Source organism: Modestobacter sp. I12A-02662 (assembly GCF_041028325.1).
Lineage (GTDB): Bacteria > Actinomycetota > Actinomycetes > Mycobacteriales > Geodermatophilaceae > Modestobacter.
On sequence record NZ_JABGDE010000003.1, the window covers coordinates 243,266 to 254,900 of the forward strand.

Annotated in this window: 10 protein-coding genes; 9 read left to right on the forward strand and 1 reads right to left on the reverse strand. The window is 77.1% G+C overall.

Features of this window, described 5'->3' with window-relative positions; genetic code table 11:
• Window positions 1-255: 255 nt before the first annotated feature.
• Complete coding sequence (locus tag HL189_RS03960; protein WP_369132405.1) at window positions 256-1,533, reverse strand: alpha-hydroxy-acid oxidizing protein; 1,278 nt, start codon at window positions 1,531-1,533, stop codon at window positions 256-258.
• Window positions 1,534-1,603: 70 nt separating this feature from the next.
• Here HL189_RS03960 and HL189_RS03965 point away from each other — a divergent pair, with 70 nt between their 5' ends.
• The 9 genes from HL189_RS03965 to rfaE2 all read left to right on the forward strand — a co-directional run bounded on the left by HL189_RS03965 (window position 1,604) and on the right by rfaE2 (window position 11,552).
• Window positions 1,604-2,884: an Nramp family divalent metal transporter gene (locus tag HL189_RS03965; RefSeq protein WP_369132406.1), complete on the forward strand. Its 1,281-nt coding sequence runs from the start codon at window positions 1,604-1,606 to the stop codon at window positions 2,882-2,884.
• Between the two features lie 150 nt (window positions 2,885-3,034).
• Entirely contained in the window at window positions 3,035-4,060 is a 1,026-nt protein-coding gene (locus HL189_RS03970) for a hypothetical protein (RefSeq protein WP_369132407.1), read from the forward strand.
• A gap of 79 nt (window positions 4,061-4,139) precedes the next feature.
• A complete protein-coding gene (locus HL189_RS03975) occupies window positions 4,140-4,643 on the forward strand; it encodes a MarR family winged helix-turn-helix transcriptional regulator (protein ID WP_369132408.1) in 504 nt (167 codons plus the stop codon).
• Between the two features lie 80 nt (window positions 4,644-4,723).
• A complete protein-coding gene (locus HL189_RS03980; RefSeq protein ID WP_369132409.1) occupies window positions 4,724-6,223 on the forward strand; it encodes an HAD-IIIA family hydrolase in 1,500 nt (499 codons plus the stop codon).
• 74 nt (window positions 6,224-6,297) lie between these two features.
• Window positions 6,298-7,287: a glycosyltransferase family 9 protein gene (locus tag HL189_RS03985; RefSeq protein WP_369132410.1), complete on the forward strand. Its 990-nt coding sequence runs from the start codon at window positions 6,298-6,300 to the stop codon at window positions 7,285-7,287.
• On the forward strand, window positions 7,284-8,249 hold the full coding sequence (locus HL189_RS03990) for a glycosyltransferase (protein ID WP_369132411.1): 966 nt from the start codon (window positions 7,284-7,286) through the stop codon (window positions 8,247-8,249). Before HL189_RS03985 ends, HL189_RS03990 begins: the two co-directional genes overlap by 4 nt.
• Window positions 8,246-9,520, forward strand: coding sequence for a glycosyltransferase (locus HL189_RS03995; RefSeq protein WP_369132412.1), 1,275 nt, complete (start codon window positions 8,246-8,248; stop codon window positions 9,518-9,520). Before HL189_RS03990 ends, HL189_RS03995 begins: the two co-directional genes overlap by 4 nt.
• Window positions 9,521-9,531: 11 nt before the next feature.
• The gene (locus HL189_RS04000) at window positions 9,532-10,197 is read left to right on the forward strand and encodes an SIS domain-containing protein (protein ID WP_369132413.1); all 666 of its coding nucleotides are present in this window, start codon (window positions 9,532-9,534) and stop codon (window positions 10,195-10,197) included.
• A complete protein-coding gene (rfaE2, locus tag HL189_RS04005; protein WP_369132627.1) occupies window positions 10,197-11,552 on the forward strand; it encodes a D-glycero-beta-D-manno-heptose 1-phosphate adenylyltransferase in 1,356 nt (451 codons plus the stop codon). Before HL189_RS04000 ends, rfaE2 begins: the two co-directional genes overlap by 1 nt.
• Window positions 11,553-11,635 lie beyond the last annotated feature (83 nt).

Genomic DNA, 11,635 nt, shown 5'->3' on the forward strand with positions numbered 1-11,635 from the left:
CAGCGACGGCCCCGCCCTCCTCGGAGGGCGGGGCCGTTCGTGTTCCGGGCCGCCGGGTGCGGTACCGCGGCGGGAGCTTGGCGGGCGGGGGGCCGGTCCTGGCGGTCTGGCCGCGTTGGTCGGTCCGCTCCAGCGTTGGAGGGGCCATTCTTAGCCGGCTGCCCCCGCCCGGACAGACTGTGACTCAAGGCACATCGGCGGGTCAAGTGGGAGTCGGCGAGTCGCCACGCGCGGGGCCGGACCGGCCGTCCCCGGTCAGGGGCGGCGGACGAGCACCTCGCGGGTGAGCTGATCGACGGCGGTGTGCCCGGTCAGCCCGAGGGTCAGGTCGAACTCGCCCAGCACGTCGGCCACCACCTGCCGCACGCCGGCCTCGCCGGCCAGGCCCAGACCCCAGAGGTAGGGCCGGCCCAGCAGCACCGCCCGGGCGCCCAGCGCCACCAGGACGTCGGCGCCGCTGCGCACCCCGCTGTCGAACAGCACGGGCACCCGGCTCCCGACGGCGTCCACCACCCCCGGCAGGGCGTCCAGCGCCGCGATCGAGCGGTCGACCTGCCGCCCGCCGTGGGTGCTCCCCACCAGCCCGTCGACCCCCTCGTCGAGCGCCTGCCGGGCGTCGTCGGGGTGCAGCACGCCCTTCAGCACGATCGGCAGCCGGGTGCGCTCGCGCAGCCAGGCGAGGTCCGCCCAGGTGATCGAGGGCCGCGAGTAGATCGACAGGAACGTCTCCACGGCGGCGCGGGGCAGCGGCGAGCGCAGGTTCTCCCGCAGCGGGCCGGGCCAGGCCCGGGCCATCCCGACCAGGGCGCGCACCGCGGCCAGGGTGGGTCGCGGTTGCGGGTCGCGGGGCTCCGCCGCCGCGGCGCGCTCCGCCACGAGCCGGCGGAACACCGGGTCGGAGGTGTACTGCGCGATGCCCTTGCCCAGCGCGAAGGGCAGGTGGCCGAGGTCCAGGTCGCGCGGCCGCCAGCCGAGCATGGTGGTGTCGAGGGTGACGACGACGGCCTCGCACCCGGCGGCCTCCGCCCGGCCCAGCAGGCTCTCGACCAGATCGTCGGACGTCGACCAGTACAGCTGCATCCACCGCGGGGCGTCGCCCATCGCGGCGGCGGTGGTCTCCAGCGGCACCGACGCCTGGTTGGAGAAGACCATCGGCACGCCCAGCTCGGCGGCCGCCCGCGCGACGGCCAGGTCCGCCTCCGGGTGCACGAGCTCCAGCGCGCCCACCGGCCCGAGCAGCAGGGGTGCCGGGAGCCGCCGTCCGAACAGCTCGACGGAGGTGTCCCGCCGGCTGACGTCCCGCAGCACTCGGGGGACGACCGCCCACCGGTCGAACGCGGCCCGGTCCGCGCGCTGGGTGTCCTCGTCCCCGGCGCCGCCGGCCACGTAGCCGTGCGCGCGGGCGTCCAGCCGCCGGGCGGCCGCGCGGGCCAGCGCCCGGTAGCTCGTGGGCAGCCGCGGGTGCCGGCCGTACACGCCCGCCCGGTAGACGGCGTCCTGCCGACGCCGCCCCGTCCCCGCTGCTGAGGTCACCGGTTCACCGTAGTGACCTGCATCTCTGCCGCTTAGGCTGACCGGAGCACCCCATCCCCGGAGGCCGGCGATGAGCCAGGACCCACCTGCCCAGCAGGTCGACGCGGCGCCGCGGGTCCAGGAGCCGGCGCGCCGCTGGCGCCTCGTCGGACCGGGGATCGTGGTCGCGGCCACCGGCGTCGGCGCGGGTGACCTGGTGGCCACCCTCATCGCCGGGTCGCGGTTCGGCACGACGCTGCTCTGGGCCGTCGTCCTCGGCGTCCTGGTGAAGATCGCCATGGCCGAGGCGGTCGGGCGGTGGCACCTGGCCACCGGGTCGACCATGTTCGCCGGGTGGCGGTCGCTGGGCGCGTGGACGTCGGTCTACTTCGTCCTCTACGTCGTCATCTGGGGCTTCGTCTACGGCGCGACGGCGATGACCTCCTCGGGGCTGCCGCTGGCCGCGATGTTCCCGGCGCTGCCGATCTGGGGCTGGGGGATGATCAGCGGCGTCGTCGGGCTGGCGTTCGTCTGGTTCGGCAACTACCGGCTGTTCGAGCGCGCGATGACCGCCCTCATCGGCGTGATGTTCGTGATCGTGGTCGGCCTCGCGGTCATCGTCACGCCGGACCTCGGCGAGGTCGTGACGGGGCTGGTCCCGCGGCTGCCGGAGGGGTCGGCGGTCTACACGCTCGGCCTGGTGGGCGGTGTCGGCGGCACGATCACCATGGCCGCCTACGGCTACTGGGTGAACGCCAAGGGCTGGCGGGACGCCTCGTGGATGCGGGTCATGCGGCTGGACAACCGGGTCGCCTACATCACCACGGGCGTCTTCGTCGTCGCGATGCTCATCGTCGGAGCCGAGCTGCTGCACGCCACCGGCATCGCCCTCACGGAGGGCGACCGGGGGCTGCTGGACCTCGACGAGGTGCTGCGCGACCGGTACGGCCCGGTCGTCGCCACGCTCTTCCTCGTCGGCTTCTTCGCCACCTCCTTCTCCTCGCTGCTGGGCGTGTGGCAGGGGGTGAGCCTCATGGTCACCGACTTCGTCAGGACCCGGCGGGAGGCCCGCGGGCAGCTCACCGAGGGCGCGGCGGAGCGCAGCTGGCCCTACCGGGCCTACCTGCTCTGGCTGACGTTCCCGCCGATGGTCCTGCTCTTCCTGGACCGCCCCTTCGCGCTGGTGGTCGCCTACGGCGCGTTCGGCGCGTTCTTCATGCCGTTCCTGGCCGGGACGCTCCTCTACCTGCTCAACGGGCGGCGCACGCCGGAGGAGTGGCGCAGCGGCTGGCTGTCCAACCTGCTCCTCGCCGGCGCCACCGTGCTGTTCGTCGTGCTGTGCGTCGACGAGCTGCGGAGCCTGGTGGGCTGAGCCGGATCCGCCGTGTCCGAGACGGATGGGGCAGGAGTGACGCACCCGCAACTCGTCGGTGCGCCGGGACATGATGGGGGCGGTTCCTGGGCAGACACGGCGGACGCTGCAGGAACGCCGTCCGCCGGGCGCGCGAGATCGGGGGAAGCCGTGCCGACGACGACACCGTCAGCCCGCGCGGCGTCCTCCCTGGGCACCGTGCTCGCCGGCGTCTGCGCGCTGCTCGCCGCCGGGGTCGCGCTGGCCGGGCCGGCCGCGGCGATCGAGGACCCGCGGCGGCCGACCGTGGCGGTGACGCACGGCCCCAGCTGCGGCCCCGGGGTGCTGCGCGCGGTGGTCACCAACGGCGAGGAGGGCCACCGGGTCGCCCTGTGGTTCGACGGCACCGAGGAGCTGGCCGCCGCCGAGCTGGGGCCGGGGGAGCAGGTCGAGCTGGTCAGCCGGGACGTCGACTGGGGGGAGACCGTCGACGTGTCGGTCACCGTCGCCGACCTCGACGGCACCCCGGAGGAGCCGCTCGAGCAGGGCACCTACACCCGGCCCAGCGTCGAGGACTGCGCCGCGACGGCCGTCTCCGCCGCGGGCACGGGCATCGATGGCGCGGGGCTGCCGGCAGCCTCCGTGCCGGAGCCCGCGGACACCCGCGTCCCGGCGCCCTCGGGCACTCCCGACCCACCGGCACAGTCCGCCGGCACGCCGCCGGTCCCGAGCACGCCGGACCCCACCGCGCCGGACACGGACCCGTCCGGCACGTCCGCGTCGGCCGGCGACGCCTCGCCGACACCGGCAGGGCAGGCGTCCGTCGCCGCCGTCGCACCGGGCGGGGTGCTCACCGTGCGGGCGTCCGGCTTCACGCCGGGGGAGCGGGTGATCGTCTCCCTGGCCGACGCCCACCGCACGCTCACCACGGTCACCGCCGGGTCCGACGGCGGCGTCGAGGCGGTCGTGCAGATCCCCCGCGGCGCCGAGCTCGGCGCCGCGACCGTGCAGCTCGTCGGAAGGCAGTCGGCGGCGACGACCGCCATCGACCTGCAGGTGACCGCCCGTGCCCAGCCGCGGCCCGGCCCGGCCGGCTCGCCGTCGACCACCGTCGCCGTGGTGAGCCTGCTGGGCGCCGGCGGAGTCCTCGGCCTGACGGCCGCCCGGCGTTCCCGGGAGCCGACCTCGGGCGTCTGAAGCCGGGCGCAGCGCCCCACCCCACCCCTCCCCGCCGACGCCACCGGACGACAGGGACACGATGGACCAGGACATGGACATGGACCGACTGCAGGACGGCGCCCCACCGCGTGGCGTGCCCCGGGACGTCAGCGGGCTGGCCGCCGCCGGCCCCAGCGCCCCGGAGTCGTGGCTGCGCATCGTCCAGGTGCACGACCGGATCACCCGCCGGGTCGACTCGGCCCTGCACCGCCAGCACGGGCTGTCGCTGACCGGCTTCGAGGTGCTGCGGCGGATCGCGGAGGCGCCCGACGAGCAGGCCTCGATGGGCGACCTGGCTGAGGCGGTCGGGCTGTCCCGGCCGGGCATCACCAGCACGGTCAACCGGCTCGTGGAGGAGGGGCTGGTCGTCCGCGAGCGCCGGGGCGCCGACCGCCGGCTGCTGCACGCCCGGCTCACCGACGTCGGACGCGAGCGGGTGCGCGCGGCCCGGGGAACGCACGACGACCTGGTCGCCCACCTGCTCACGCTGCTCGGGGACGACGCCGGGGTGGTCACCGACGCCCTGGCCCGGGTCTCCGCTGCGGCCCGCCGCCCCCGCTGAGGAGGCGGGCGGGACGCCGATCGGGTGAAACTTCAAGCCCGTAGTGTTTCGCCGACGATCATCCGGGCACCGACGCGGGCATGACGGGTGACCTGCGGGCGTGCACGGTGGTCGTGCCGACGATCGGACGGCCGTCGCTGGGCGTGCTCCTCGACGCGCTCGCCGCCGGCCGCGGCCCGCGGCCGGCCGAGATCGTGCTCGTCGACGACCGGCCGAGCGGGGCGCCCCTGCAGGCGGAACGGGCCGGCCTGCCGCCGTTCCGGGTGGTCTGCACCGGTGGGCGGGGACCGGCCGCCGCCCGCAACCTGGGCTGGCGCGCCGCCCGCACCGACTGGGTCGCGTTCCTCGACGACGACGTCGTGCCGGACCCGGACTGGTACGAGCGGCTGGCCGGCGACCTCGCGGCGCTGCCCGCCGACGTCGCGGGCAGCCAGGGACGGGTCCGGGTCCCGCTGCCCGAGCACCGCCGCCCCACCGACTGGGAGCGCGGCACCGCCGGGCTGGCCACCAGCAGCTGGATCACCGCCGACCTGGCCTACCGCCGGGCCGCCCTGGCCGCCGTCGGCGGGTTCGACGAGCGCTTCCCGCGCGCCTTCCGGGAGGACTCCGACCTCGCTCTGCGGGTGATGGACACCGGCTCGCGGCTGACCCGCGGCGAGCGGTGGATCACCCACCCGGTGCGCCCCACCGACCGCTGGGTCTCACTCCGCGTCCAGGCCGGCAATGCCGACGACGTCCTCATGCGGCGCCTGCACGGCCGCACCTGGCGGGAGCGGGCCGACACCGCGGTGGGCCGCCGGCCCGGGCACCTGGCCGTCACCGCGGCCGCGCTCGCGGCCCTGGGCCTCGCCGCCGCCGGGAGGCCGCGGGCCGCCGCGGCCGCGGCGGCGGGCTGGGTCGCCGGCACCGCGGAGTTCGCCTGGGCCCGCATCGCGCCCGGTCCCCGCGACCGCGCCGAGGTCACCACCATGCTCACGACCAGCGCGCTCATCCCGCCGCTGGCCACCTGGCACTTCCTGCGCGGCGCCGTCCGGCACCGCGCGGTCACCCGCTGGCGCGGGCTCCCCTACCTGGTCCTGTTCGACCGGGACGGCACCCTCGTGCACGACGAGCCGTACAACGGCGACCCGGCCAAGGTCCGCCCGGTCGAGGGCGCCCGCGAGGCGCTGGACGCGCTGCGCGCCCGCGGGGTGCGCATCGGCCTGGTCACCAACCAGTCCGGCGTGGGCCGCGGGCTGATCACCCGGGAGCAGGCCGACGCGGTCAACGCCCGGGTCGCCGAGCTGCTCGGGCCCCTCGACACCGTGCAGGTCTGCCCGCACGCGCCCGAGGACGGCTGCGGGTGCCGCAAGCCCGCGCCCGGCATGGTCAAGGCCGCCTGCACCGAGCTCGACGTCGAGCCGGCGCGCTGCGTCGTCATCGGGGACATCGGTGCCGACGTCGAGGCCGCCGCCGCCGCCGGTGCGCACGGCATCCTGGTACCCACGCCGGTGACCCGTCCCCAGGAGGTCGCTGCCGCGGCCCATCGCGCCCCCACGCTGACCGAGGCGGTCGACGACGTCCTGGCCGGCACCTGGTGACCGCCCCCACCGGCCTCTGGGGCGGTGATGGCTACTCGGCCGAGGGGCCATTGCCGCCCCAAAGTCCGCGGGTCGTGCTCGTCGCGCGGCTGGACAACGCCGGGGACGTGCTGCTGCAGGGCCCGCTGGTCCGCGCGGTCGCGGCCGCCGCGGACCGGGTGGTCTTCCTCGCCAGCCCGCAGGGCACCGCCGCCGCCGAGCTGCTGCCCGGCGTCGACGAGGTGCTCACCTGGCACTGCCCGTGGATCGACGGCAGCCCGCGACCGGTGGACGCCGCCGACCTCGCCGCGCTCACCGAGCGGGTCCGTGCGGCGGGGGTGACCGAGGCGGTCATCAGCACGAGCTTCCACCAGTCGCCGCTGCCGCTGGCCCTGGTGCTGCGCACCGCCGCGGTCGGGCGGGTGGCGGCGATCAGCGTCGACTACCCGGGGTCGTTGCTCGACGTCCGGCACCGGGTCGACGACGACCTGCCCGAGCCCGAGCGGGCACTGTCCCTCGCCCGGGCGGCCGGGTTCGAGCTCCCCGACGGCGACGACGGGCGGCTCGCCGTCCGCCGTCCGCTGCCGCCGGCCGGCCGGGACCCCGGCTACGTCGTCCTGCACCCCGGCGCCTCGGTGCCGGCGCGCGCCTGGCCGGCGCACCGCTGCGCGGAGGCCGTCGAGGCGCTCGCCGACGCGGGCTGGGAGGTGCTGGTCACCGGCGGCCCGGGGGAGTGCGAGCTCACCGCCGCGGTCGCCGGCAGCCGCGGCACCGACCTGGGCGGGGCCACCACCCTGGCCGAGATGGCGGCGCTGCTCGACGGCGCCGCGGCCGTCGTCGTCGGCAACACCGGCCCCGCGCACCTGGCGGCCGCCGTGGGCACGCCGGTCGTCTCGCTGTTCTCCCCGGTCGTCCCGGCGGTCCGGTGGGCGCCCTACGGCGTCCCGACGGTCCTGCTCGGCGACCAGTCCGCACCCTGCCGCGACACCCGGGCCCGCGAGTGCCCGGTGCCGGGGCACCCCTGTCTGTCCTCCGTGACGGCGGCCGACGTGGTCGCCGCCGTCGGGAAGGTGGTGGCCGCGTGAAGGTCCTGCTGTGGCACGTGCACGGCTCCTGGACGACGGCGTTCGTGCAGGGCCGGCACGAGTACCTGCTGCCGGTCACGCCCGACCGGGGGCCCGACGGGCTCGGCCGGGCGCGGACCTGGGACTGGCCGGCCGCCGCCCGCGAGGTGACCCCCGACCGGCTGCGCGCCGAGGACGTCGACGTCGTCGTGCTGCAGCGCACCCGCGACCTGGAGCTGGTCCGCGAGTGGCTCGGCCGCGAACCCGGCCGTGACCTGCCCGCGGTGTTCCTCGAGCACAACGCCCCGGACGGCGCCGTGCCCAACACCCGGCACCCGCTGGCCGACCAGCAGGACATCCCGATCGCCCACGTCACCCACTTCAACCGGCTCTTCTACGACAACGGCTCGGCGCCCACCGCGGTGATCGAGCACGGCATCGTCGACCCCGGCGAGCGCTACACGGGGGAGCTGGCGCGCGCCGCGGTGGTGGTCAACGAGCCGGTCCGCCGCGGCCGGTACACCGGCGGTGACCTGCTGCCGCTGCTGGCCTCGGCCGCGCCGCTGGACGTCTTCGGGATGGGCCTGGCCGGCCTGCACGAGCGCTACGGCCTGGACCCCGAGCGGGTCGGGCTGCACGACGACCCGCCGCAGGCCGCGATGCACGCCGAGCTGGCCCGCCGCCGCGTGTACGTGCACCCGGTGCGGTGGACGTCGCTGGGCCTGTCGCTGCTGGAGGCGATGCACCTGGGCATGCCGGTCGTCGGGCTGGCCACCACCGAGGCGGTGGAGGCGGTGCCGGCCGAGGCCGGGGTGCTCTCCACCCGCCCCGAGCGGCTGGCCGCCGCCGTCCGGGAGTTCGTCGCCGACCCCGACGCGGCGCGGCTGGCCGGAAAGGCGGCCCGGGCCGCTGCGCTGGAGCGGTACGGCCTGGCACGCTTCCTGGCCGACTGGGATGCCCTCCTCGGAGAGGTGACGAGATGACCACCACGCCCCTGCGGCCGGCCCGCCGGCCCGCCGACCCGTCCGGGTCCGCGCGGCTGCGGATCAGCCTGGTCAGCGAGCACGCCAGCCCGCTCGCCGCGCTCGGCGGCGTCGACGCCGGCGGCCAGAACGTGCACGTCGCGGCGCTGGCCGCGGGTCTGGCGCAGCGCGGGCACCAGGTCACCGTGCACACCCGCCGGGACGACCCCGACCTGCCCGCCCGGGTGCTCACCGCGGACGGCTACGAGGTCGCGCACGTCGCCGCCGGCCCCGCCCGGCAGCTGCCCAAGGACGCGCTGCTGCAGCACATGGGCACGTTCGCCGACGTGCTCGCCGCCGAGTGGACGGCCGCTCCGCCGGACGTGGTGCACGCGCACTTCTGGATGAGCGGGCTGGCCTCGGTCCAGGCCGCCGCCGCGCTGCCGGCCCGGGTGCCGGTGCTGCAGACCTTCCACGCACTGGGCTCGGTGAAGCGCCGGCACCAGGGCGACGCCGACACCTCGCCCGAGCAGCGGATCGACCTCGAGCGCGGGCTGTGCCGGGACGTCGACCACGTGGTCGCCACCTGCTCCGACGAGGTCTTCGAGCTGCGCCGGCTGGGGCTGTCCAGCGACCGGGTCTCGATCGTCCCGTGCGGGGTGGACACCGCCGTGTTCACCCCGCGCGGGCCGGTGGCGCCGTCGTCGGGGCGGCCGCGGCTGCTCGTGCTCGGCCGGCTGGTGGAGCGCAAGGGCCAGGAGGACGCCGTCCGCGCGCTGGCCGCCGTCCCGGACGCCGAGCTGGTCGTCGTCGGCGGCCCGCCGGTGGCCGACCTGGACGACGACCCCGAGGTGCAGCGGCTCCGCGGGATCGCCGACGAGCTGGGCGTCGCCGACCGGCTGGTCTTCACCGGCGCCGTCGCCCGCGCCGACGTGCCCGCCTGGGTGCGCTCGGCCGACGTCGTGCTCGCCGTCCCCTGGTACGAGCCGTTCGGCATCACCCCGCTCGAGGCGATGGCCTGCGGGCGTCCCGTGGTGGCCACCGCGGTGGGCGGGCTGGTCGACAGCGTCGTCGACGGCGAGACCGGCGACCTGGTGCCACCGCGGGACCCCGAGCGGCTCGGCGCGGTGCTGGCCGCCCTGCTGGCCGACGGGACCCGCCGCGTCGCCTACGGCGCGGCCGGCGTCAAGCGCGCCCGCAGCCGGTACCGCTGGTCCCGCGTCGTCGCCGACACCGATGCCGTCTACCGCCAGGTCCTCTCCGCCCGTGCTCCGGTGGAGGTCGCCCGATGAAGGAGTCCGTCGTGACCGCCGTCCCGTCCGCCCGTGAGGTCGTCTCACCGGACACCTGCACCCACCTGACCGGGCACGACCACGTCGCCTCGCTGACCGCCGCGCTCGGGGACCTGTCCCGGCACGTCGAGACGCTCGACCGGTGGGGGCGGCTGCTGGCCGACGTGCTCTGCGGCGCGAGCCGGGGCCGGCTGCTGGCCGCCGGCAACGGGGGCAGCGCCGCCCAGGCGCAGCACCTCACCGCCGAGCTGGTCGGCCGGTACCGCGCGGACCGCCCGCCGTTCTCCGCGATCTGCCTGACCGCCGAGACCTCCAGCCTCACTGCGATCGCCAACGACTACCCGGCCGACGAGCTGTTCGCCCGGCAGGTCGAGGCGCACGGCCGCCCCGGGGACGTGCTGGTGCTGCTGTCCACGTCCGGCCGGTCGCCGAACGCGGTGGCCGCGGCCCGGCGGGCCCGCGACTGCGGGATCACGGTGCTGGCGATGACCGGCCCGGCCCCCAACCCGCTGGCGGCGGTGGCCCACGACGCGGTCTGCATCGACTCGCCGTGGACGGCGACCGTGCAGGAGTGCCACCTGGTCGCGCTGCACCTGCTGTGCGCCGCCTTCGACGCCGCCGTGCTCGCCGAGTCGCCGCGGATCTCGTCGACCAACCACGTGGAAGTGATCAAGTGATGCGTCCGTCCGTCGTGGTCGTGGGCGACGCCCTGCTGGACGTCGACCTGGTCGGCACCGCGTCGCGGCTCACGCCGGACGCGCCGGTGCCGGTGGTGGAGGACGTCGAGCGCCGGGAACGCCCCGGCGGTGCCGCGCTCGCCGCCGTCCTGGCCGCCCAGTCCGGCGCCGAGGTGGTGCTGGTGGCCCCGCTGACCGACGACGAGGGGGCCGAGCGGCTCCGGGCGCTGCTCGACGGCCGGGTGCGGCTGATCGCGGTCCCGGCCACCGGCGGCACCGCGGTCAAGCAGCGGGTGAGGGTGGGCGACCACTCCGTCGTCCGGCTGGACAGCGGTGCGCCGGCGGCCCAGCTCGGCGCCCTGCCCGCCGAGGCGGCCGCGGCCATCCGCGACGCGGCCGCCGTGCTCGTCGCCGACTACGGCCGGGGGACGACGTCGGCCCCCGACGTCCGGGAGGCGCTGGCGGCCGCCCGCGGCCCGGTCGTCTGGGACCCGCACCCCCGCGGCGCGGACCCGGTGCCCTCCACCCGGCTGGTCACGCCCAACGGCGCGGAGGCCGCCCGGGTCGTCCCCGACGTCGCGGGCAGCGGCCTGGCCGCGGTGGGCGCCCGGGCCGAGGCGCTGATCCGGCACTGGGGTGTCGGCGCGGTCGCCGTGACCCTCGGCTCCCGCGGTGCCCTGCTGTCCTACGGCGAGGGCGCGCCCCTGGTGGTGCCGGCGACGCCGGTGACCGGGGGCGACCCGTGCGGTGCTGGGGACTCCTTCGCCGCCGCGGTCACCGTCGCGCTCGCCGGCGGGGCCGTGACCGGTGAGGCGGTCACCGTCGCCGTCGCCGCCGCCGGCGCGTTCGTCGCCCGGGGCGGGGCCACCTCCTGGGACGCCGTGCCGGCCGCCGAGGTGGGGCCGGCGAGGGGCGTCGACGGGGTGCTCGCCCGGGTGCGCGCCGCGGGTGGCACCGTCGTGGCCACCGGCGGGTGCTTCGACCTGCTGCACGCCGGACACGTGGCCACCCTGCGGGCCGCCCGGGGGCTGGGCGACTGCCTGGTCGTGTGCATCAACTCCGACGCCTCGGTCGCCCGGCTCAAGGGCCCCTCGCGGCCGCTGGTCACCGCCGCGGACCGCGCGCGGGTGCTGGAGGCGCTGGAGTTCGTCGACGCCGTCGTCGTCTTCGACGAGGACACCCCGGCACAGGTGCTCGACCGGCTCCGGCCCGACGTCTGGGCGAAGGGCGGCGACTACGCGGGTGCCGACCTGCCCGAGGCCGCGGTGCTGCGGCAGTGGGGCGGGCAGGCCGTCGTCCTGCCGTACCTGCCCGGCCGCTCGACCACCGCCCTGGTCGAGCGCTCCCGGGTGTGATGAAGGACCCCGCTGCCCCCCACGACTCGCAAGCTCGCCGTGGGCCCCTGCAGCAGGGCCGTTCCAGCACCTCACCCACGGCC

Coding starts and splice junctions, on each gene's coding strand:
- HL189_RS03965 (WP_369132406.1), top strand. CDS start 1,604: ATGAGCCAGGACCCACCTGCCCAGCAGGTCGACGCGGCGCCGCGGGTC.
- HL189_RS03975 (WP_369132408.1), top strand. CDS start 4,140: ATGGACCGACTGCAGGACGGCGCCCCACCGCGTGGCGTGCCCCGGGAC.
- HL189_RS03980 (WP_369132409.1), top strand. CDS start 4,724: ATGACGGGTGACCTGCGGGCGTGCACGGTGGTCGTGCCGACGATCGGA.
- HL189_RS03995 (WP_369132412.1), top strand. CDS start 8,246: ATGACCACCACGCCCCTGCGGCCGGCCCGCCGGCCCGCCGACCCGTCC.
- rfaE2 (WP_369132627.1), top strand. CDS start 10,197: ATGCGTCCGTCCGTCGTGGTCGTGGGCGACGCCCTGCTGGACGTCGAC.